We start from the raw sequence: 21,989 nt of genomic DNA, 5'->3' as shown, positions 1-21,989 counted from the left end.
TTTTAACCGATCAAATCCCATAAATTTCCATATAAATCCTCGAATACGAGCACTTTACCATATTCTTCTTCGCTCGGACCACGCACAATCGTAATGCCCTGAGCGATCAAATTCGCATGATCTTTCTCGAAATCATCCGTGTGCAAGAACAGAAAAACGCGTCCTCCCGTTTGATTGCCTACTCTTGATTTTTGTTCGTCAGTCGCCGCTTTCGCTAATAGCAATTGACAAGAACCTTCACCAGACGGCTGCACCAAGACCCAACGCTTCACGTCACTTAGGACCGTATCTTCGATTAGTTTGAAACCGAGCTTTTGGGTATACCAAGCGATGGCTTCGTCATAATCGGCTACCACGAGGGCGATGTGCATGAGGTGGGTCATAAAACAGTATCTAGTAGTCGGTAATCAGTAGTCGGTAGTCAGTAACCAGTAGTCGGTAGTCGGTAGTCCGAAGGGAAAGAGTCCGAAGTCCGGAGGATCATTCACCACTTACCATTCACCATCTCTACTCTATACTCTATTATCTCTAATCTTGTCAGTAACCAGTAGTTAGTCCGGAGGATTTTAGTTATTAGTTTTCGTCGCGGCCTACGAAGTTAAACGGTGAGATTAACTTCAATTCGGCCTTAATCGCATCTGAAACAGCTAATCCATCTATGAATGCGTGAAAAACAGCTTGGTCAATTTTTCCGTGGTGACGTGTTAAGTCTTTCAATGCCTCGTAAGGTTTAGGGAAAGCTTCTCTACGTAATACCGTCTGAATTGCCTCAGCTATCACCACCCAATTATCTTCTAAATCCTGCTGGATTTTGCTATTGTTCAATTCTAATTTGCCTAAACCTCTTTGTAAGGAATTTAGGGATATCATTACATGAGCCAATGGCGTTCCTACATTACGTAATACCGTCGAATCCGTCAAATCGCGTTGCAAACGAGAGATCGGAAGCTTCGCTGACAAGAATTCGAAGAACGCATTCGCCATCGCTAAATTCCCCTCCGCATTTTCAAAATCGATCGGGTTCACTTTATGTGGCATCGCCGACGAACCAATTTCTCCTGCTTTGATCTTCTGTTTGAAATAACCCATCGAAACATATTGCCAAATATCCCGCGATAAGTCAATCAAGATCGTATCCAAGCGCTTCAGGCCATCAAAATAGGCTGCTAAATTATCGTAATGCTCTATTTGAGTGGTGTATTGACTACGTTTGATACCTAAATCTGCATGTAATTTTGCCGCAAATTGTGGCCAATTAATGTCAGGAAACGCAACCTGATGCGCATTGAAGTTACCCGTCGCGCCACCGAATTTACCCGTAAAGGGAACTTGTGCTAACAAGTCCAATTGACGATTTAAACGCTCTGCGAATACCTTAATTTCCTTACCCAAACGCGTAGGCGAAGCTGGCTGTCCATGTGTATGTGCTAACAAAGGAATCTCTTTCCACTCTGTTGCGTAAGCCTCTAAAGTGGCTACAACCGCCTGATAAGCAGGCAAAATTACATCACGATGCGCCTCTGCTAAAGAAAGTGGAATCGCCGTATTATTAATATCCTGAGACGTTAAGCCAAAGTGAATAAACTCCACAAATGGGCTCATATCGCCAGGAAGGGCTAACATTCGGTCTTTGATAAAATACTCGACCGCCTTCACATCGTGGTTAGTTACCTTCTCCGTATCCTTAATCCAGGTTGCGTCCGCTTCCGAAAAATTCGTATACATCGAACGCAAGGCAGCATAATTTTCCTTAGGGAAGCCTTTTAAGGGGGCCAAAGGAATCTCACACAAAGCAATAAAGTATTCGATTTCAACGCGCACACGGTATTGAATCAGTCCAAATTCAGAAAAATAAGGAGCCAGTGCGGCGGTTTGTTTACGGTAGCGACCATCAACAGGTGATATGGCAGTCAATAAATTTAATTCCATGCTATCTTATCAAAGCACAAAGGTACAACAATTTAAAAATTATCCGTAATTTCAAGCATGCTAAGTCCACGCTACCTTTCAATCCTATTGGCCTTCGTCATCGCTGGTGTAGCGACGGCCTTCATTTCGTTTTTGCCAAATTCGGATTCCGCCACTCTTTTTGTCGGATTTATCAGTGTACTGATATTTGGCTCGATACTCATTTACTTCGCCCTAGATAACCTCGTTTTCAAGGAAGTAAACGAATTATATGACCAAATCAAGCAAATCAAGAAAAAGAGCTTCCCCTTGATTTCACGCAAGCAATTAATCCAAAAAGAGAATCCCATCGAGCTCTTAAAAAGTGAATTAACCTACTACGTTTCCACCACAGAAGATGAAGTAAAGGAGTTAAAAAAAGCAGCCGTCTATCGCCAAGAATTTCTAGCAGACGTCTCCCACGAACTCAAAACACCCATTTTTGCCGCTCAAGGCTTCGTTCATACGCTATTAGATAACCCAAATGAAAGCCCAGAAATACGCCAAAAATTCCTCGAAAAAGCTGCTAAAAGTTTAGATGGCTTAGATATCTTAGTGAAAGATCTTTTGACCGTATCTCAAATCGAAACCGGAGCCATCAAGATCGAAAAGAAACGCATTAATTTGCGTCCCATGATTGAAGAAATTTTTGAACAGTTAGAGGGCAAGGCCAAAAAACGCGGCGTAAAATTATCTTTAAATTGCACAGATGAAGCAATTGATGTAAAAGCCGACGCGCAAAAGATTGAACAAGTTTTAGTTAATCTCGTGGACAACGGCATCAAATATGGCAACCAAGATGGCAAAGTAACCGTCTTAATCGAAGACCGTAAAAAATCTTATTTGATTTCGGTCAAAGACAATGGGCCAGGCATTTCCGAAAAACACCTTCCTCGCCTTTTTGAGCGCTTCTACCGCGTAGACAAAAGCCGCACTAAACTTAGCGGAGGAACCGGCCTAGGACTTTCCATCGTAAAGCACATCGTTCAAGCCCATGGTAGTAAAATCCAAGTAGAATCGAAATTAGATAAGGGAACGAGTTTTAGCTTTAAGCTGGAGAAAGCGATATAAAAAGGCATTAGCCTTTTTATATCTCAAAGCACAAAGAATAAAGCAAAAAGCACAGAGTTGGAATACAAAAAGGGACGAAAAACGTCCCTTTTTGTATGAATTCAGGAAGAAGGATAAAGAGTAGAGATAGGAGATTATAGAGTATAGATGTGGAATAAAGAAATACTCAATAAATTCCTAGCTCTTTCGTAAGGTTTAAAAGGACTTTTTGCGAAAATTATGACGCAGGCCAATTTTGCATTTTTTACCAAGAGTTTAAATTTTTTATTGTGGCTATAAAATATGACGTAGGCCATTTTTAGCCACATTTTTTCAGAGGTTTAAAAGGACTTTTTGCGAAAATTATGACGCAGGCCAATTTTGCAAAAAGTCCTTTTAAACCGCCCCTTCAGTCAACCTCTCCGCATTCTCCGCAATCCTCAACTGCTCGATAAAATCAGCAATTTCCCCGTCCATTACGACAGGTAGGTTATATACGGTTAAGCCAATGCGGTGATCGGTGACGCGGCCTTGAGGATAATTATATGTTCTGATTTTGTCCGAACGATCACCTGTGCCTACCATTAACTTACGATTGCCAGCAATTTCGGCGTTGCGTTTGGCTAATTCTATTTCATATAAACGAGAACGTAAAACGGTCATCGCTCGGTCAAAGTTTTTGATCTGGGAGCGCTCATCCTGACATTGCACGACTAAACCAGACGGAATGTGGGTTACACGAACCGCGGAATAAGTGGTATTTACGGACTGACCACCTGCTCCAGAAGAACAGAAAGTATCTTTCCGAATATCATTCATATTGATTTGGACGTCTACCTCATCTGCTTCAGGCATCACGGCAACCGTAGCGGCGGACGTGTGAATTCGGCCGGCAGATTCTGTTGCGGGAACACGTTGAACGCGGTGAACGCCGGATTCAAATTTCATTTTGGCATATACATCCTCGCCTTGAACAGACGCGATAATTTCTTTGTAACCGCCGGCTGTGCCGTCGGTGAAGTCCATGATTTGGAAAGTCCAGCCCATTTTTTCTGCATAACGCTGGTACATGCGAAAGATGTCTCCGGCAAAAATCGACGCTTCATCGCCACCGGCACCAGCACGAACTTCGAGGATACAGTCCTTCGAATCGTTCGGATCGCGGGGAATTAACATCTCCTTTAAAACCTCTTGCATTTCTTTTTCCGCTGGCACTAATTCTTCTAATTCCGCTTTGGCCATATCGCGAAAATCCTCATCTTTTTCCGTAGCGATCACCTGTTTCGCCTCCTCGATGGAGCCTAGCAAGTTTTGGTAAAGCAAATACTGCTCGACGATCTTTTGCAAATCCTTGTATTCCTTACTTAAGGTCTTGAATCTCTTCAAGTCCGATACCACCTCTGGCATCGCAATTTGTTGCTCTACTTCTAAAAATCTTTCTCGGATGGCCTCCAGCTGCTCCAGCATAACATTTTGGTTTTAAAAAACGTTGCAAAGATAGTAATTAAATCCATTGCCCTTTGTGCTCGTTTAGAATACCTTTGTATATAATTCCCAAAACCATGAAAACAGCTTCCCTCCTTTTCGCTTTAATCGCTTTACAAGCCTGCGATTTTTCACAACGTATTGATACGGCGGCTGCCGTGAAGGAGATGAAATCAAGACAAGTGAAGCGCGTTTTACCTCAAGACATCGTCAATCAAGTGGACACGTGGGGACAAGAAATTCAATCTAAAGGTGCCACAAAACTGGATAGTGCGACGAAAGCATTGTCTATTTCTGTTCGAGTAGGAGCTCCAGCTAATTTGAAATTAACTTTTCAAGATGCCAAGATGGTGGAGATTATGGATGCGCTAGATTATTCGATAGGCCAAAAACAAGACATCCCGCCCTCTATCCAAAAAAATACCGCTGGCGATAGCCTATACTATTTCTATACTTCCGAAGCAGGGAAAATTACCGTTTTAGGATTCGCTAAGAATGTCGTGGTCCAAAATATGGATAAACCTTTGATTAAATAAGGTTCCGTTCGAGGATTTGATTGATCTGGAAATTGACTTCCCGTAAATGCGGGTCTGAAATTTCCTTCGAAAGCGGCTTGCCTGTAAAAAATGCCTGAACATGCTGTTGAACAAGCCCGTGCAATAAACTCGGCTCTAATTCAATGGATTGGAGCAATTCTTGGGCATGTGACCACAGGTTTTGGGTTAAAACTCCTGCCAAAAGCATCGCCTTATGAATCTTTTTGCGCTCATCACCACTAACTAAATACATCGCATCTGTGATGTCTTTTGCCAAAGCGACCAAGGTATTTTGAGTTTCCTCTACTAAAACCTCCAGGCAAATCGGCATGTTATCTAACTTGATTCTACGACCTGATTCGAGGTGTTGAACGGGGAAAAAGACCCCCATCTGGTTCGTGCTCTCTCGAGCTGGATCGTATAATAAATTTGCCTCCGCTAAGGAAAATGTGCCTGTTACGAGAACGAGAGTGGCATATTTGGGCAATAATAATTCTTTCAACACTTCCGAATAGGCCGTTTCTGGTACGCACAAGAAAAAAACGGTAGCGGCTGATTCAGAGAAATCTAAATCTTCTTGCACTTTCGCATTATATAGATAGGAAACCAAGTCTTTTGCCTTCGAGGGCTCTCGACTAAAAACTTCTTGAACAGAATTTCCGGCATTTTCTAGGGCCTTTGCGATGTGCCAGGTGACATTGCCGGCTCCGATAAACGATATTTTAAAACTCATGTGGTGGTCTCCAGTTTAGCACCCACAAATGGTGCCCATTGTTCATCCAAAATTCCTGAAAAATTTCGCAAAAACATAACAAATGAAGGTCTAAATGGCTGGCGCGTCAAAACCATCCCCGCCTCTTCTGGAGTCATATGCCCCTTCTTAGAATTACAATACTTGCAGGCAGTAATCAAATTATCCCACGAGGTGCGCCCCTGACGTGATTTAGGCAACACATGATCCATCGTCAAATAATCTTTCGAACCACAATATTGGCAGGTAAAATTATCTCGTTTTAAGATGTTTTGGCGATTCAACATCACCCCTTTGAAGGGGAAATAGACATAACGCTTCAAGCGAATGACCGAAGGATAGGGGAAAGTTTTCGAAACAGAGTGTAATTTTTCAGTTTTTGATTCCGCGACTAATTCTGCCTTATTTAAGTAGACCAAAAGAAAGGCCTTAGGCATGGAACAAATCGTAAGCGCGCTGTAATCCTGATTTAAAACTAACACTTTCTGAGCCATAGACAAACCGTTTTAATTTGCTCTACAATTTAAAAAATAATCAGCTGAATTGGAAGGGTTTAGCATTGCTTTTTTGTTAAGAATTCAAGGAATTAGGTCCTATTTTGTAGATTTGCATAAAATAAACAATTGCCATGTCCTCTTTATTGGAAAAAATCAAACAGCTTTCATCTGAAATCACCCCAGACAGCCTAGCAAATCGCCACCACATTCACGCGAATCCGGAATTGTCTTATCAGGAATTTCAGACGCAAGCGTATGTTTTAAAACAATTAGAGCAGATGGGGATTCAGGCTAAAAAAATCGCAAACACCGGCCTCATCGCCGAAATCAAAGGCAAAAATCCAGACAAAAAAGTCGTCGCACTTCGCGCTGACATGGATGCCTTACCCATTCTAGAAACAAACGACGTTCCCTATAAATCAAAAAATCCAGGTGTAATGCACGCCTGCGGACACGATGTCCACACCGCGTCCCTTTTAGGAACAGCCCACATTTTACAGCAGGTCCGCGGCGAATTCGAAGGCACCATCAAATTACTTTTCCAACCGGCAGAAGAAAAAGCGCCAGGCGGAGCAAGTATTATGATCAAAGAAGGTGCTTTACAAAATCCGATTCCCGCAAGCATCTATGGCCAACACGTCGCCACCAATGTTCCCGTAGGCAAAATCGGTTTCCGCGAGGGAATGTACATGGCTAGCACGGATGAAATCTACATTAAAGTAATCGGCAAAGGAGGGCACGGCGCTATGCCCGATGCCTGTATCGATCCGATTCTGATCGCCTCCCATATCATTGTGGCGATGCAACAAATTATCTCCCGAAATAAGAATCCGAAACTTCCATCCGTCTTAAGTTTTGGCAAAATCGAAGGCATGGGAGCCACAAATGTCATTCCAAACGAAGTAAACATAGCCGGTACCTTCCGCGCTATGGACGAAATTTGGCGAGCTGAAGGTCTAGAGAAAATGAAAAAACTCGCCGAAGGCATCGCAGACGCGATGGGCGGCCGGGTGGAATTCGAAGTTGTAAAAGGATATCCTTTCTTACAAAATAATCCAGAACTGACTCGACGTTCTAAAGCCGCTGCCATCGAATATATAGGTGCCGAAAACGTAGTCGACCTTGATCTTTGGATGGCTGGCGAAGACTTCGCTTTCTATACTCACCACGTGGATGCCTGTTTCTACCGTTTAGGAATTCGCAATGAAGAGCGAGGAATTACGAGCGGAGTGCACACGCCGAGTTTTGATATTGATGAAAAAGCGCTGGAAATTGGACCGGGTTTAATGGCATGGTTAGCAGTGAAAGAATTGGAAGCTTAACATTTTGCTTAGACTCCTTTAAAGCATAGAGCACAAAGCATAAAGAATAAAGTTTGAATCTCCTACGGAGATGGATTTAGTTAATTATCTATACTCTCTTATCTCGTTTATTCTTTGTGCTTTATGCTTTATTCTTTAAAATTTTAGGGCCGAAACTCGGCCTCAAAAATTAAATAGGAAATTGAAGCGGATCCGGCCATCTGAATTCGTATTTCAATTCGTGGCAGATCTTATCTCCCGAAACAACTTTTCCGCCTAAACAAGTAACAGAATAATCCCAATATCCTACGGGCATACCGCGACGTTCGATATCGTTTTCGCCTACATCTCCTTTTGAGGGATGAATAGGAGCTACAATATTATAAATGCCAGAGTCGATTTTTTCGGCAGCTAAAGCGATGAGTGCTACTACATCATCTTTGTGCACATAGTTGATCGGGCAATTTGCACCGTCATTTCGTTTGCCAGAAAAATACTTTGCCACATAACGATCGCCGCCCATTAAACCCGCCAATCGTAAGATGACAGTGGGGATTTTGGAAGAGGTGACGATTGCTTCGGCTTTAGCCATCAACGAATCGTCATTAATACCAGAATTCTCATCAACGGTATCCGACACGTTCGAATATACTGAAGTAGATGAAAGAAAAATAAGCTTTTTAGCAGAGGAAGCAGATAAATTATCTACCCATTCCTGTAAAATAGCTAAATAAGTTTCTTCTGAATTTTTCTTGCGACGAGGTGGAATCGCCCAAATTTGGACTTCCGCACCATTCATCGATGACCAATTCTCAGTCGACATTTCTGGCTCGGCTCTGAATTCTATCACACTGATTTTCGGGTGAGCTGCTTGTGGATGGACACTCGATGCCGAAACACGCACATCCATGTCCGCTAAAGCTAATTTAAATGCCAATGGTGCGCCTACCCAACCGCCCCCGTAAATACTTATCGTCTTTTTCATATAATTTTGCACCTTTGGAACAATTGAATCGCAAAGATAGTTAGAGACCTATGAATAAAATGTTTTTTGTGCCTTTTATAAGTATTGTCATATTTGCACTTGACTATTATGTGTGGATGGCGGTCAAAACCGCATTTCGAAACTCCCGACATAACATTCAAACTACAGCAAAATATATTTTCTGGGGATTTACGCTATTCATTCTATTGGGAATCTTATCTTATAATGCATTACCTCTGAACGCTTGGAAAAATGAAATTAGGATCACCTTTATGGCGATTGTGATGATATCTGTTATCACTAAACTGTTTATTATTATCTTCTTGTTGATAGAAGACATCACCCGCTTTTTTAGGTGGGGCACAAAAAAGATTCTCAAAAAAGACCCTAGCGCCATTTCTCGCCACGAATTCTTGTCTCAAGCGGCTTTGGCGGTGGGAGCAGTTCCGGCGGCTACCTTTGCCTTTGGCATTATCTCGGGGGCCCACGACTACACAGTAGAACATATTCCCTTACATATCAAAGCTTTGCCTTCTGCCTTTAAAGGCCTGAAAATCGCGCAAATTTCCGACATTCATACCGGGTCATTCTTCAATAAAACGGCAGTTAAAGGTGGGGTGGAAATGCTCATGCGGGAAAAACCAGATGTCGTATTCTTCACAGGGGACTTAGTTAATAATGAGTCCAAAGAAGTGCAAAATTACTTCGACGTATTTAATAAGGTCAAAGCTCCTTTAGGCGTATTTAGCACTTTAGGTAATCACGATTATGGGGATTACGTACGCTGGAATAGCCCAGCTGCTAAAAAGCAAAATCTGAAAGACTTAATGAAGGCGCACGAATTACTAGGCTGGGATCTTTTAATGGATGAACATCGCTTCTTAGAAGAATCAGGAGAAAAATTAGCCATTATTGGTGTCCAAAACATCGGATTAGGTCGATTCCCTTGGTATGGTAACCTCGAGAAGGCGCATAAAGGAACAGAGGATGCATCTGCGAAACTCTTGCTATCTCACGACCCAACCCACTGGAATGCCGAGGTGACTAAAAAATACAAAGACATCGACGTGGCCTTTGCGGGCCATACGCACGGTGCACAATTTGGCGTTAAAATAGCCGAAATGCGCTGGTCCCCTGCCCAATATGTCTACAAACAATGGGCTGGATTATATAAAGAAGGCGATCAACAAATTTATGTGAATCGCGGTTATGGCTATTTAGGGTATCCGGGAAGGGTGGGGATGCCGCCGGAAATCTCCATATTTACTTTATCCTAAGTTTAGAGCATAAAGAATAAAGCACAAAGCATAAAGGAGATTAGAGAGAGGAAAGTATAGAGTAGAGATGGTGAATGGTAAATGGTAAATTTTCCTCCGGACTTCGGACTCATTCCCTTCGGACTGACTAGTAGAGATGGTAAATGGTAAGTGGTGAATGGTGAATGATCCTCCGGACTATTTCCCTCCGGACTGACTACTGGCTACTGACTACTGGCTACTGACAAGATTAGAGATAATAGAGTAGAGAGTAGAGATGGTAAATGGTAAATGTTCCTCCGGACTTCGGACTCATTCCCTTCGGACTACCTACTAAATAGAGTAGAGTTTGTAGAGTAAAGAGCAACGCGTTTTTTTGAAATTGTGTTTAATTTTAGGTTTGCCTGAACCAGAAATTATTGCACAGCACAATTTGGGTTTAGGCAAAGCTAAAACATCACAATTTTGAAAATAGCATTTGCCTTTATCTAAAAAAAAGCTAAATTTGCATCCCTATTAATTGGTTTCGTGGCCGAGTGGCTAGGCAGAGGTCTGCAAAACCTTCTACAGCGGTTCGAATCCGCTCGAAACCTCCAAAAACCTTCCAAACTGGAAGGTTTTTTTATGTCCATACCATTGATACAATTTTATCTAAAAATTATTCTATTTTATTCCAAAGGCTTATTTTGAAAAATTCTAAATAATAATTTGAATTAAAAAAATACAAAAAATGAATAGACATTTAATTGTTTCATAAAAAATCGAATTGTAATTTTGCGCACTGAATTAATATGAGAAAATCTATATTTATGTGTTGCAAAAAATTAACTCTCGTTAAGTTTCTATTTTCCTTCCAAATCTTACTGGCTACTACGACAGCGATGTTTGCACAAGATGCAGCAGAAGGTGAAACATTATTTAAAAACAATTGCGCGGCTTGTCACGCATCCACTGACGAAATATTGTTAGGTCCTGGTCTAAAGGGAATTAGCGAACGTCGTCCGATCGAATGGATCGTTAAATGGGTACACAATCCTCAAGCAGTTATCGCTTCAGGTGACAAGTATGCAAATGACTTGTACAATAAGTTCAACAAGGCGGCAATGACTCCTTATCCGAACTTCTCAGAAGCTCAAATCAAAGGAATTGTTGCTTATATCGATGCTTCTAATGCAGCTCCGGCAGCGGGTGCGGCTCCAGCAGCAGGTGCAGCAGCTCCGGCAGCTCAATCCTCTGGAGGGATGATGGAAGTGCTTTTGGTAGGATTATTAATTATCATGGTAGTCGTATTAATCGCTTTATTATCGATCGTTAACTCACTTAGTAAGTTAGCGAAAGCGGAGCAAGAAGGAGGCAAACCATTTTTCGAAAGAGTGGCAGAGAACGCAAAATCGTTAGCTGCTAATTCGGCAGTAAAGACGGGTATACTTGTTTTGGCCCTATTATTAGGCGGTAAAGCAACGATCGATGCAGCTTACGGTATAGGTATCCACCAAGGATATGCGCCGGAGCAGCCCATTCAGTTTTCTCACAAACTTCACGCAGGTCAATACCAAATCAACTGTAATTATTGCCACACAGGTGTTTATGCTGGAAAAGGCGCGAACATTCCTTCGGCAAACATTTGTATGAATTGCCACAACGCAATCAAGCGTGAGTCCCCAGAAATTCAAAAAATCTATAAGGCCTTAGAAAAGGACGAGCCTATTCAATGGGTGCGTGTTCATAACTTACCTGATTTGGCCTACTTCAACCACTCACAACACACCAATGTAGGTGGTTTAGAGTGTACGAACTGCCACGGCGAAGTCGAAAAAATGGAAGTGGTAGAGCAACGTTCTTCATTAACTATGGGCTGGTGTATCGATTGTCACCGTCAAACGGACGTGAATGCAAAAGGCAACGCTTACTATGATAAATTAGTGGAGGTTCACAATAAGGATAGCAAAACTCCTTTGAAAGTTCAAAACATCGGTGGCTTAGAGTGCTCTAAGTGTCACTATTAATAGAAATTAAATAGATTCAATTTTAGTCTGAATAAGAAAGATTATATGGAAAATTCGAACAAGAGGTATTGGAAAGGGATTGAGGAGTTAACCAATGAGCCATCGTTTGTCAAAAATATCCACAATGAGTTTGGCAATATGCCATCTGAATCGGATGCGAAAGGGGATTCTTTAGTAGATGGTGCGAGCACGCATCGTCGTGATTTTCTGAAAACGTTAGGTTTTGGGGTAGCCGCTGTTTCTTTAGCAGCCTGTGAGTCTCCAGTAAAGAATTCGATTCCCTACTTAAACAAGCCAGAAGATGTAGAACCTACGATCGCAAACTGGTACGCCTCTACTTATACAGACGGAGGCGACTACGCATCTATCTTAGTAAAGACGCGCGAAGGTCGTCCGATCAAAATCGAAGGAAACAAAGCGTCGTCTATTTCGAAGGGAGTACTTTCGGGTCGTGCGCATGCCTCTGTTTTGAGTCTATATGATAACGAGAAATTAAAAGGTCCTCAGGCTGCTGGAAAAGCAACTGATTGGAATCAATTAGATAAAGCATTTACAGCAAAATTAGCAGAGGTGGCTGCCAAAGGTGGTCAAATCCGCATCGTCTCTAATACAATTCTTTCTCCTACTACGAAGAAAGTAATCAATGAATTCGCGGCGAAATACCCTACAGCACAACACATTACCTATGACGCAAACCCAGCTTATGGTTTAACACAAGCACATGGTGGCGTTTTACCTAACATTGATTTCAGCCAAGCAAAGACAATCGTTTCTATAGGTGCTGATTTCTTAGGTTCATGGATTGCTCCTACCGAGTTTGCGGCACAATGGGCGATCACTCGCCGTGTTAGTTCTGAAAAAGGGGGTAAAAAAGATATGTCTCGTCACTACCAATTTGAGACTATCCTTTCTAACACAGGTGCTAACGCAGATTACCGTGCCTCTTACAAACCATCTCAAGAGGGTTTAATAGCCGTTGCGTTGTACAATGCAGTAGCTAAATTAACAGGAGCAGCTAGCATCGCTGGTGCATCCGTTAAAGTAGATCACTTAGAGAAAGCAGCGAAGGATTTAGTAGCTTCTAAAGGAGCTTCGATCATCGTAGCTGGTTCGAATGACCCAGAGGTTCAAAAAATTGTTGCTGCTACCAACGCTTTAGTAGGCGCTTATGGCACGACTATCAATACAGGCTTAGCTGTAAATTACCGTCAAGGTAACGACATGGCGATGGCTAATTTCATTAAAGAAGCTAGCGCTGGTACAGTTGCCGCCGTGATCTTCTATAATGCAAACCCAGTGTATAACCACCCAATGGGTGCGGCTCTTGCAGCAGCGCTTCCTAAGGTAGGTCTTAGCTTAGCAACAAACGATCGTGCTGATGAGACGGCGTCATTATGTCAATTCATCGCACCAGATTCTCACTTCTTAGAGTCTTGGAATGATGCAGAGCCGAAAGCTGGTTTCTATTCATTAACTCAACCTACGATCTCTACGATCTTCAAAACACGTCAAGCGCAGTCAAGTTTCTTAACTTGGGCAGGTTTGTCAGCTAACTTTGAAGCTTACTTAGAAAGCAACTGGGAGCAAAACATATTAAAAGGTGGTAAAGTAGCTTGGAACAATGCCTTGCATGATGGTGTATTCGAACCGAATGTAGCAACGGTTTCTTCTGCTAGTCCAGCAGTAGATGTGAACGCTGCGGCAGCTGCCATCGGCAAAACGTATACAGCCTCTTCTACTGGTTTAGAAATCGTTATTTATGAGAAAGTAGGTTTAGGTACAGGTTCTCAAGCCAACAACCCTTGGTTGCAAGAATTCCCTGAGCCAGTGTCTAAAGCATGTTGGGACAATTATGCAGCTATCTCGCAACCCACTGCTACTAAATTAAATTTAAAGCAAGGTGATGTAGTTGAAGTAAGCGCGAAAGGATATAAAGTATCTCTTCCAGTTTTAGTTCAACCAGGCCAAGCTCAAGATACGATTGCCATTGCCATCGGTTACGGTCGCACGAAAGCAGGTAAGTCTGCTGACGGTGTGGGGGTAAACGCTTATCCATTCATCTCAGAAGTAAACGGAGCTTGTGTAGGAACTTGCACACAAGGTGTTTCTATCACAGCAACTGGCGAAACAAAAGAAATCGCTCAAACGCAAACGCACCAAACGGTGATGGGTCGTCAAGCAGTCGTTCAAGAGACGATGTTAGCTGACTTTGCGAAAAATGCAAAAGCAGGAAGCTTCACTCCCCGCGTGAAAACGTCTGAAGGAGAAAAGGATGCGACTGATTTAACGCTTTGGAACGGTCACGAATACAATAACCACGCGTGGGGTATGGTGATCGACTTAAATACCTGTACCGGATGTTCTGCCTGTGTGATTTCCTGTTCAGCAGAAAACAACGTTCCTGTAGTAGGCCGTCAAGAGGTAATCAACCGTCGTGAGATGCACTGGATGCGTATCGACCGGTACTACTCATCTGACGCTGAGGTAGAAGATTTGAAAGGTTTAGAAATTGCATCTGATAATCCAGAGGTAGTTTTCCAACCGATGTTATGCCAACACTGTAATAATGCTCCTTGCGAGACTGTTTGTCCCGTATTAGCGACGACTCACTCGACGGAAGGTTTGAATCAAATGACGTATAACCGTTGTATCGGTACACGTTATTGCGCAAATAACTGCCCATACAAAGTGCGCCGTTTCAACTGGTTCCGTTATTACCAAACAGATGACTTCGATTTCCACTTTAATAACGATTTAGGTCGTATGGTGATTAACCCAGACGTGACTGTTCGTTCTCGTGGAGTAATGGAAAAATGCTCGATGTGCGTTCAACGTATTCAAGCTGGTAAGTTAGAAGCGAAGAAAGAGAAGCGTCGTCCAGTGGATGGAGAGATTCAAGTAGCTTGTGCTCAATCTTGTCCTACGAATGCCATTACTTTTGGAGATATGAACGATCCAGCATCTGAGATCTCTAAATTATTAATAGTAGAAAAAGAGGGTCGAGCTTTCCACGTAATCGAAGAGATTAACGTGAAGCCTAATGTCTCCTACTTGAAAAAAGTTCGTAACAAGGATGCTAAAAAAGCATAATTTTTTAATCGTAAAACAGTAAATAAAAATATGTCGCACGTTGTATCACCCATAAGAGAGAAACTAGTTACTGGTGGAAAATCTTATTCAGATGTTACCCACGATATTTGCAAGCAAGTAGAAGGAGAGCCTACGAAAGAATGGAAAATTGCATTCGGGATCTCTTGTCTTGTATTCATTTATGGTGCTTATTGCCTTTTCTACACTTGGTGGCAAGGTATTGGTGTTTGGGGATTAAATAAAACCGTAGGTTGGGCTTGGGATATCACGAACTTCGTTTGGTGGGTGGGTATCGGTCACGCGGGAACCTTGATCTCAGCTGTGTTACTATTATTCCGTCAAAAATGGAGAACTTCCATCAACCGCTCAGCGGAGGCGATGACGATCTTTGCTGTACTTTGTGCTGCCTCGTTTATCTTAGCCCACATGGGCCGTCCTTGGTTAGCTCACTGGGCTTTACCACTTCCCAATACCTATGGTTCCTTATGGGTTAACTTTAACTCTCCGTTGGTTTGGGACGTATTTGCGATTTCGACGTATTTATCCGTTTCTTTATTATTCTGGTATATGGGTCTTGTGCCGGATTTGGCTACGATTCGTGACCGTGCGACTACAGCAGGACGTAAGTTCTGGTATGGCTTATTCAGCTTAGGTTGGACAGGTTCTTCTAAGACGTGGGCGCGTTATGAGTACATGTCCTTAATCTTAGCAGGTATCTCTACGCCACTTGTACTTTCGGTTCACACGATTGTATCGATGGACTTTGCGACGTCTGTTATCCCAGGATGGCACACGACGATCTTCCCTCCCTACTTCGTGGCGGGTGCGATTTTCTCTGGTTTCGCGATGGTACAAACCTTATTGTTAATCACACGGGTGGTTTTCAAATTAGAAGACTATATCACGATCGAGCATATCGAAATGATGAACATCGTTATCACGGTAACTGGTTCAGTAGTAGGTATCGCTTATTTAACTGAATTCTTTATCGCTTGGTATTCTGGTGTAGAATATGAAAGTTATGCCTTCATTAACCGGGCTACTGGTCCATATTGGTGGGCTTATTGGATGATGATGACGTGTAACGTTATCTCTCCCCAGTTATTCTGGTCGAAGGCGATTCGTACGAACTTAATGGCATCCTTTATTTTATCTATTGTTGTAAACGTAGGTATGTGGTTTGAGCGTTTCGTTATTATCGTGACGTCTTTACACCGTGATTATTTACCATCCTCTTGGGCGATGTTCTCTCCTACGATGTATGATATTGGTGATTATATCTTCTCATTCGGTTTATTCTTTACCTTATTCTTCTTATTCGCTAAGTTCTTACCAGTGGTAAACATGGCAGAAGTGAAGGCGGTAATGAAAGGCGTTTCGACAGAGTTTACGATTAAACGTATTAAGCCAACAAAAAAAACCGAAGAGTAATTCTATTTAGCAATTTCGAAATTAAAACAATATGAGTTCGACAACTAACTACATTTTGGGAGTATACGACGATGAGGACGAGGTTTTACATGCAGTAAGTGCGGTAAAAGCCAAAGGAATCAAAGTAGAAGATGTATATTCTCCATTTCCTATTCACGGATTAGACGTAGCCGTAGGTCATGAGCGTACACGTTTACCCATCGCGGCATTTATGTTCGGTACCTTAGGGATGATCTGTACTTTTGGGTTAATCAGCTACACGATGGTTTTTGATTGGCCTATGATTATCGGGGGTAAAGATTTCTTTGCTCTTCCTAACTGGATTCCAATTGCCTTTGAGGGAACGGTTTTATTCACGGCTTTTGGCCTAGTTTCTACCTTCTGTATCTCCAATGATTTATGGCCGGGTAATAAGACGCTTCCTTTAGATGTTCGTACGACAGATGATAAATTTGTGATGGCGATCAATGTGGATAAAAATAAAGTAAGTGCAGCTGACATCAAGAAAGCCTTGAAGGATTCAGGAGCAGTTGAAATAAATGTTAAAAACTAAACGAATAATTCTCAAGAAGATATGTTCAATTCTATATATAAATTCACTTTACTAGCCGGCCTAACAGCAGGTCTATTCTCTTGCGGAACGGATCCGAATGATACAGGTACGGAGTATGCGCCTAATATGTATAATTCAGTAGGTTACGAGCCTTTGACGCAATTAGCAGGTGACACCAATAAAATCAACCCTTTAGGGATGAACATGCGTCTACCCGTTTCAGGTACGGTATCTCGTAAACATTATACGGGTGCTGATAGCATTCAACAAGCTTTTTTAGCGCAAGAATTATTAGCTAAAACAGTTCCTACGGATAGCCTTTCTTATTCAGCGGCTTTATTAGATAATCCATTAGCGGCGACACCTGAAAATATCGAAGCGGGAAAAGAACAATACGAGCGTTTCTGCCAACACTGCCATGGTGAAGGTGGTAAAGGAGATGGTTTAGTAGCTAAAGCGTATAAAGGTGTACCAGTTTACTCCAGTGATGCATTAAAAGACGTTAATGACGGACATATCTACCACGTGATTACACATGGTAAAGGACGTATGTGGCCTCATGGCTCACAGATTTCCTCAGAGAACCGTTGGAAAATCGTACTTTATGTACATGAGTTACAAAAACAATAAGATTTAAATTAGTTCATTTAAAATAGAGAATAAAATGGCGGGACATTCACATTTTTCCCCAGCAAACGTAGAAGAGCATTTTGACTTCAATCAGGAAGGCAAAAAAAGAATTTTCTATGCTTTCATCGCAGGCCTTGTTGCTTTAGTTATCGGTATTTATCTTTTGTCTAAAGGAGAAGCAGGTGGTCATGAAGTAGCGGCAGCAGGACATGAGGCAGTAAAAGCGGGACACGAAGCAGCGGCAGAACATGTTTCTGGTGGTGCGGTATCTCACCAAACTGGAGTGGAAGAGCACTACGATTGGACTAATCGCATTTGGGCTAATGTTTGGTTAAATGCTGTTTTCTTTACGGGTATCGCCGTAGTAGGTATGTTCTTTGTTTCATTACAATACTTAACAAAGTCAGGTTGGTCTTCTGTCATGAAACGTGTTCCTGAGGCTTTCCCTAAGTTCTTATACATTTCGTTGCCTATCTTGATTTTAGTATTCTTATTTAAAGGGGATGTGATTTTCCACTGGATGCACCACGGTGTAACAGAAGTAGGAAATGAAAACTATGATAAAATCATCGCAGGAAAGTCGGGTTATTTGAATAAAAACTTCTTCTTAATTCGTTTGGTTGTATTTGGCGGATTGTGGATCCTTCTTTGGAAAATGTTACGTAAAAAATCATTAGAAGAGGATTTAAATGGCGGAACGGAATACTTCCATCAATTAGTTAAAATTGGAACAGCATTCATCGTCATCTTCGGTGCCTCTAGCTCTATGTTCGCCTGGGACTGGGTAATGTCGATCGATACGCACTGGTTCTCTACGATGTTCGGTTGGTATATGTTTGCCTCCTGGCACGTGACCACTTATGCGGTCATCGTATTAGCTATTTTGTACTTAAAAGACAAAGGTTTAATGGGTTATGTAAACGAAAATCATTTACATGATTTAGGTAAGTTTATGTTTGCCTTCTCTATCTTCTGGACATACGTTTGGTTCGAGCAATTCCTATTGATCTACTATGCAAACATACCAGAAGAGACCATTTATTTCTTAGAGCGTTGGGAAGGTCATAATAAAATCTACAAGGCATCAGAAATATTAATGGTAATTCTAAACTTCTTGTTGCCTTTCTTAGTTTTAATGACACGTGATGCGAAGAGAACGCGTATTTTCTTAAAAATCGCAGCTTTCTTAATTATTGCTGGTCACTATATTGATTTTTACCAAATGATTATGCCAGGTGTTGTAGGTAAACATGGCGGTTACGGTTTAGTCGAATTTGGAATGGTTACCGTGTTTGCCTCTGTGTTCATTTATGTGATTTCAGACGAATTAACTAAGGCTAGTTTAGTGGCTAAAAACCACCCATTCTTGCCAGAAGCTTTACACCACGATATTTAATTTTTGAACTTCTATTAAAATAACAATTATGTTTTACCTAATAGGTCTTTTATCAATTATCTTCTTTGCTCTTGCTATTTCTGTAATAAGCAAAAGTATAAAGTTGAATAAATCTTTAGTTGCAGATGAAAATACAGATGACGCACTAGATTCAAATAATAATGCCAATGCGTACGGAATGATCATCTTCTGGGCATTAGGAACGATTGCAGGTGTTTGGTCATTTATGGTGGCGAAGCCAGATTTCTTACCGATAGCTGCTTCAGAACACGGATTAAAGACTGATTCAATGTTTTGGACATCAATGGCTGTGGTAACGCTAGCGTTTTTTGTCTCCAATACCTTATTATTATACTTTGCTTTCAAATACCGTTATAACAAAAACAGAAAAGCGACTTTCTACCCAGTTAACCACAAATTAGAATTGATTTGGACGGTTATCCCTGCTATTGTCATGGCCATCCTTGTATTTACAGGCTGGAGAACTTGGCGAGATATTACTTCTCAAGCACCAAGCGATGCAGTTGTTATTGAAATCACAGGACATCAATTTGGCTGGTATGTACGCTACGCAGGTAATGACGATAATCAATTAGGAAATTTCAATTATAAATTAATTGATGAAACTAATAATATCGGTATTGACTTCACGGATAAGAATTCATTTGACGACTTTACAGCAACAGAACTACACTTACCTAAGGGCAAGCCTGTTTTATTAAAAATTAAAGCTCAGGACGTATTGCACTCGGTTTATTTACCATTCCACCGAGTGAAAATGGACGCAGTTCCAGGTATGCCGACTAAGTTCTGGTTCACGCCTAACATCTCTACAGATGAAATGCGAGCTAAATTAGGCAAGAAGGATTTCAACTTTAAGGTAAATTGTACAGAAGTTTGTGGCCGCGGTCATTTCGGAATGTCCATTACTGTTTTGGTGGATGAGCCGGAAGATTACAAAAAATGGTGTGCGGAACAAAAGCCATTCTTAACTACGAATCCTACTTATTTAGCTAAAGTTCCAGATAACTTAAAAGCGAAGGCAAGTAAATATATTCCTACTGAAGCAGTTGCTGTAGATAGCACAACTGCACCAGCAGCAGAAGCCGTGAGTGTAAACTAATTTAACTAAGAAAAGAAGAAAATAAATTCATATGTCAACTGCAACATCACACGCTGAAGAAGTTCACACCCACGATCACTCACACGATCATGAGCATGAGCACCATGAGCTAAACTTTTGGACGAAGTATATATTCTCCACAGATCACAAAACGATCGCGAAGCAATACCTTATTTCGGGTATCCTTTGGGCGTTTATTGGGGGTTCTTTTTCCATCATCTTTCGTTTGCAATTAGGTTTCCCTGGTATGCAATTAGAGTGGTTACGCCCTATTTTAGGTGCGTGGATCGACGAAGGCGGAAAGCTAGATAAGGAGTTTTATTTAGCCCTTGTGACCATGCACGGTACCATCATGGTATTCTTCGTGCTAACCGCAGGTCTTTCTGGAACCTTCTCTAACTTTTTAATTCCATTACAAATCGGCGCACGAGATATGGCCTCAGGGTTCATTAACATGCTATCCTATTGGTTCTTCTTCCTTTCGTCGATGATCATGTTCGCGTCCTTGTTCTTAGAAACTGGTCCGGCATCAGGAGGTTGGGTAATTTATCCGCCCCTATCTGCCCTGCCACAGGCTATGCCAGGTTCAGGATTAGGTATGACACTTTGGTTAACATCCATGGCATTCTTTATTGTATCCTCTTTAATGGGGGGTATCAACTACATCTGTACGATCATTAATTTACGTACACGTGGTATGACTTTCACGAAGATGCCATTGACTATTTGGTCATTCTTCTTTACGGCTATTTTGGGATTATTATCATTCCCTGTATTATTATCAGCGGCTTTATTATTAATCTTTGACCGTTCATTCGGTACGTCATTCTACTTATCTGAGATCTATATTCAAGGACAAGCACTTCCTAATATGGGTGGTTCTCCGATCTTGTACCAACACTTATTCTGGTTCCTAGGTCACCCTGAGGTTTACATTGTATTACTTCCGGCATTAGGTATGACTTCTGAAATCATTGCCACTAATTCACGCAAGCCTATCTTCGGATACCGTGCGATGATCGGTTCGATGATGGGAATCACGGTGCTTGCCTTCATTGTTTGGGCTCACCACATGTTCGTAACAGGTATGAATCCATTCTTAGGTTCGGTATTTATGTTCTTAACGCTGATCATTGCGGTACCATCTGCGGTGAAAGCGTTTAACTACATTACGACACTTTGGAAAGGTAATTTAGTCTTTACGCCAGCAATGTTGTTCTCGATCGGTCTTGTATCTCTATTCATTTCGGGTGGTGTTACGGGTATCATTTTAGGTAACTCGGCATTAGATATTAACTTACACGATACCTATTTCGTAGTAGCTCACTTCCACCTAGTAATGGGTGCGGCATCCTTCTTCGGATTGATGGCGGGTGTTTACCATTGGTTCCCTAAGATGTTTGGTCGTTTAATGAACAAAAATTTAGGCTATATCCACTTCTGGTTCACGTTCGTGGGTGTTTACTTAGTATTCTTCCCAATGCACTACATAGGTATTGCAGGTTTCCCTCGTCGTTACTATTCATTCACGGCATTAGGAAATGATAGCGCTGCCGCTTTCACAGATATGAACGCATTTATCTCGATCGCAGCGATCATCACCTTCTCTGCGCAAGCGATCTTTGCTTGGAACTTCTTCTACTCTATCTTTAAAGGGAAATTAGCTCCACAAAATCCTTGGAACTCCAATACATTAGAATGGACTACACCTATTAATCCGGAACACGGAAACTGGGTGGGCGAAATTCCTGCTGTTTACCGTTGGCCTTACGATTATTCGAAGCCAGGTGCTGAGCAAGATTTTATCCCTCAAAACGTTCCATTCTCTGCAACAAAAAGCTCTAACCTTCCAGAGGAAGAAGCAGAAATTGCAAAAGAAAAAGATATCGATGGTTTATTAGGCGCACAAAACGAGAGTTACAACCGGTAATTAACCCGAACAATCAAAGATG

At 41.7% G+C, this 21,989-nt stretch carries 18 protein-coding genes and 1 tRNA gene; 13 read left to right on the top strand and 6 right to left on the bottom strand.

Translation table 11 applies throughout. The annotated features are described in order from the left end of the window. Positions 1-2 precede the first annotated feature (2 nt). Together ACST13_RS05305 and purB are read right to left on the bottom strand one after the other, a co-directional pair. On the bottom strand, positions 3-383 hold the full coding sequence (locus ACST13_RS05305) for a VOC family protein (RefSeq protein WP_459522177.1): 381 nt from the start codon (positions 381-383) through the stop codon (positions 3-5). A gap of 190 nt (positions 384-573) precedes the next feature. Beyond that, entirely contained in the window at positions 574-1,929 is a 1,356-nt protein-coding gene (gene purB, locus ACST13_RS05300) for an adenylosuccinate lyase (protein ID WP_459522176.1), read from the bottom strand. 57 nt (positions 1,930-1,986) lie between these two features. On the opposite strand from purB, the gene ACST13_RS05295 reads away from it, so the two are divergent. After that, a complete protein-coding gene (locus tag ACST13_RS05295) occupies positions 1,987-3,018 on the top strand; it encodes a sensor histidine kinase (RefSeq protein WP_459522175.1) in 1,032 nt (343 codons plus the stop codon). Between the two features lie 375 nt (positions 3,019-3,393). Here the strand turns inward: ACST13_RS05295 and prfA are convergent, their stop codons facing one another. Further along, positions 3,394-4,464: a peptide chain release factor 1 gene (prfA, locus tag ACST13_RS05290; protein ID WP_459522174.1), complete on the bottom strand. Its 1,071-nt coding sequence runs from the start codon at positions 4,462-4,464 to the stop codon at positions 3,394-3,396. Between the two features lie 95 nt (positions 4,465-4,559). Here prfA and ACST13_RS05285 point away from each other — a divergent pair, with 95 nt between their 5' ends. Next, positions 4,560-5,018 (top strand): hypothetical protein, encoded by a 459-nt coding sequence (locus ACST13_RS05285; protein WP_459522173.1) that lies wholly within the window; start codon positions 4,560-4,562, stop codon positions 5,016-5,018. On the opposite strand, the gene ACST13_RS05280 is transcribed toward ACST13_RS05285, so the two are convergent. Continuing rightward, the gene (locus tag ACST13_RS05280; protein WP_459522172.1) at positions 5,011-5,751 is read right to left on the bottom strand and encodes a DUF2520 domain-containing protein; all 741 of its coding nucleotides are present in this window, start codon (positions 5,749-5,751) and stop codon (positions 5,011-5,013) included. The genes ACST13_RS05285 and ACST13_RS05280 overlap by 8 nt on opposite strands. Further along, positions 5,748-6,263, bottom strand: coding sequence for an HNH endonuclease (locus ACST13_RS05275; protein ID WP_459522171.1), 516 nt, complete (start codon positions 6,261-6,263; stop codon positions 5,748-5,750). The genes ACST13_RS05280 and ACST13_RS05275 overlap by 4 nt, the downstream gene beginning before the upstream one ends. Before the next feature lie 134 nt (positions 6,264-6,397). Here ACST13_RS05275 and ACST13_RS05270 point away from each other — a divergent pair, with 134 nt between their 5' ends. After that, positions 6,398-7,588 carry a M20 metallopeptidase family protein gene (locus ACST13_RS05270; RefSeq protein ID WP_459522170.1) on the top strand — a complete coding sequence of 397 codons (1,191 nt, stop codon included), beginning with the start codon at positions 6,398-6,400 and terminating at the stop codon, positions 7,586-7,588. Between the two features lie 169 nt (positions 7,589-7,757). Here the strand turns inward: ACST13_RS05270 and ACST13_RS05265 are convergent, their stop codons facing one another. Next, positions 7,758-8,552: a Rossmann-fold NAD(P)-binding domain-containing protein gene (locus ACST13_RS05265; protein WP_459522169.1), complete on the bottom strand. Its 795-nt coding sequence runs from the start codon at positions 8,550-8,552 to the stop codon at positions 7,758-7,760. Between the two features lie 50 nt (positions 8,553-8,602). Between ACST13_RS05265 and ACST13_RS05260 the strand changes: the two genes are divergently transcribed. The 10 genes from ACST13_RS05260 (at position 8,603) to ACST13_RS05215 (ending at position 21,967) form a co-directional block, all read left to right on the top strand. Continuing rightward, positions 8,603-9,829, top strand: a complete 1,227-nt coding sequence (locus tag ACST13_RS05260; protein WP_459522168.1) for a metallophosphoesterase — start codon at positions 8,603-8,605, stop codon at positions 9,827-9,829. A gap of 501 nt (positions 9,830-10,330) precedes the next feature. Next, positions 10,331-10,404: transfer RNA gene (locus tag ACST13_RS05255), tRNA-Cys, on the top strand. Between the two features lie 213 nt (positions 10,405-10,617). Beyond that, the gene (locus ACST13_RS05250; protein ID WP_459522167.1) at positions 10,618-11,814 is read left to right on the top strand and encodes a cytochrome c3 family protein; all 1,197 of its coding nucleotides are present in this window, start codon (positions 10,618-10,620) and stop codon (positions 11,812-11,814) included. 45 nt (positions 11,815-11,859) lie between these two features. Beyond that, a complete protein-coding gene (locus ACST13_RS05245; RefSeq protein ID WP_459522166.1) occupies positions 11,860-14,904 on the top strand; it encodes a TAT-variant-translocated molybdopterin oxidoreductase in 3,045 nt (1,014 codons plus the stop codon). A 30-nt stretch (positions 14,905-14,934) separates the two neighbouring features. Further along, positions 14,935-16,335: an NrfD/PsrC family molybdoenzyme membrane anchor subunit gene (nrfD, locus tag ACST13_RS05240; protein ID WP_459522165.1), complete on the top strand. Its 1,401-nt coding sequence runs from the start codon at positions 14,935-14,937 to the stop codon at positions 16,333-16,335. 31 nt (positions 16,336-16,366) lie between these two features. Next, positions 16,367-16,888, top strand: a complete 522-nt coding sequence (locus ACST13_RS05235) for a DUF3341 domain-containing protein (protein ID WP_459522164.1) — start codon at positions 16,367-16,369, stop codon at positions 16,886-16,888. Between the two features lie 21 nt (positions 16,889-16,909). Further along, a complete protein-coding gene (locus tag ACST13_RS05230) occupies positions 16,910-17,518 on the top strand; it encodes a c-type cytochrome (protein ID WP_459522163.1) in 609 nt (202 codons plus the stop codon). A gap of 34 nt (positions 17,519-17,552) precedes the next feature. Continuing rightward, complete coding sequence (locus ACST13_RS05225) at positions 17,553-18,914, top strand: quinol:cytochrome C oxidoreductase (protein WP_459522162.1); 1,362 nt, start codon at positions 17,553-17,555, stop codon at positions 18,912-18,914. Positions 18,915-18,942: 28 nt separating this feature from the next. Beyond that, positions 18,943-20,037 carry a cytochrome c oxidase subunit II gene (locus ACST13_RS05220; protein WP_459522161.1) on the top strand — a complete coding sequence of 365 codons (1,095 nt, stop codon included), beginning with the start codon at positions 18,943-18,945 and terminating at the stop codon, positions 20,035-20,037. 31 nt (positions 20,038-20,068) lie between these two features. Further along, positions 20,069-21,967, top strand: coding sequence for a cytochrome c oxidase subunit I (locus tag ACST13_RS05215; RefSeq protein ID WP_459522160.1), 1,899 nt, complete (start codon positions 20,069-20,071; stop codon positions 21,965-21,967). Positions 21,968-21,989: the final 22 nt, after the last annotated feature.

This window comes from Aquirufa sp. A-Brett2-W8 (assembly GCF_054558755.1).
Note: the sequence above shows the minus strand (reverse complement) of the source record. Positions and strands in the feature narration are given on the sequence as shown.

Bases quoted from the DNA above. Each gene is read 5' to 3' on its own strand.
- ACST13_RS05305 (WP_459522177.1), bottom strand. From the start codon at position 383: ATGACCCACCTCATGCACATCGCCCTCGTGGTAGCCGATTATGACGAA.
- purB (WP_459522176.1), bottom strand. From the start codon at position 1,929: ATGGAATTAAATTTATTGACTGCCATATCACCTGTTGATGGTCGCTAC.
- ACST13_RS05295 (WP_459522175.1), top strand. From the start codon at position 1,987: ATGCTAAGTCCACGCTACCTTTCAATCCTATTGGCCTTCGTCATCGCT.
- prfA (WP_459522174.1), bottom strand. From the start codon at position 4,464: ATGCTGGAGCAGCTGGAGGCCATCCGAGAAAGATTTTTAGAAGTAGAG.
- ACST13_RS05285 (WP_459522173.1), top strand. From the start codon at position 4,560: ATGAAAACAGCTTCCCTCCTTTTCGCTTTAATCGCTTTACAAGCCTGC.
- ACST13_RS05280 (WP_459522172.1), bottom strand. From the start codon at position 5,751: ATGAGTTTTAAAATATCGTTTATCGGAGCCGGCAATGTCACCTGGCAC.
- ACST13_RS05275 (WP_459522171.1), bottom strand. From the start codon at position 6,263: ATGGCTCAGAAAGTGTTAGTTTTAAATCAGGATTACAGCGCGCTTACG.
- ACST13_RS05270 (WP_459522170.1), top strand. From the start codon at position 6,398: ATGTCCTCTTTATTGGAAAAAATCAAACAGCTTTCATCTGAAATCACC.
- ACST13_RS05265 (WP_459522169.1), bottom strand. From the start codon at position 8,552: ATGAAAAAGACGATAAGTATTTACGGGGGCGGTTGGGTAGGCGCACCA.
- ACST13_RS05260 (WP_459522168.1), top strand. From the start codon at position 8,603: ATGAATAAAATGTTTTTTGTGCCTTTTATAAGTATTGTCATATTTGCA.
- ACST13_RS05250 (WP_459522167.1), top strand. From the start codon at position 10,618: ATGTGTTGCAAAAAATTAACTCTCGTTAAGTTTCTATTTTCCTTCCAA.
- ACST13_RS05245 (WP_459522166.1), top strand. From the start codon at position 11,860: ATGGAAAATTCGAACAAGAGGTATTGGAAAGGGATTGAGGAGTTAACC.
- nrfD (WP_459522165.1), top strand. From the start codon at position 14,935: ATGTCGCACGTTGTATCACCCATAAGAGAGAAACTAGTTACTGGTGGA.
- ACST13_RS05235 (WP_459522164.1), top strand. From the start codon at position 16,367: ATGAGTTCGACAACTAACTACATTTTGGGAGTATACGACGATGAGGAC.
- ACST13_RS05230 (WP_459522163.1), top strand. From the start codon at position 16,910: ATGTTCAATTCTATATATAAATTCACTTTACTAGCCGGCCTAACAGCA.
- ACST13_RS05225 (WP_459522162.1), top strand. From the start codon at position 17,553: ATGGCGGGACATTCACATTTTTCCCCAGCAAACGTAGAAGAGCATTTT.
- ACST13_RS05220 (WP_459522161.1), top strand. From the start codon at position 18,943: ATGTTTTACCTAATAGGTCTTTTATCAATTATCTTCTTTGCTCTTGCT.
- ACST13_RS05215 (WP_459522160.1), top strand. From the start codon at position 20,069: ATGTCAACTGCAACATCACACGCTGAAGAAGTTCACACCCACGATCAC.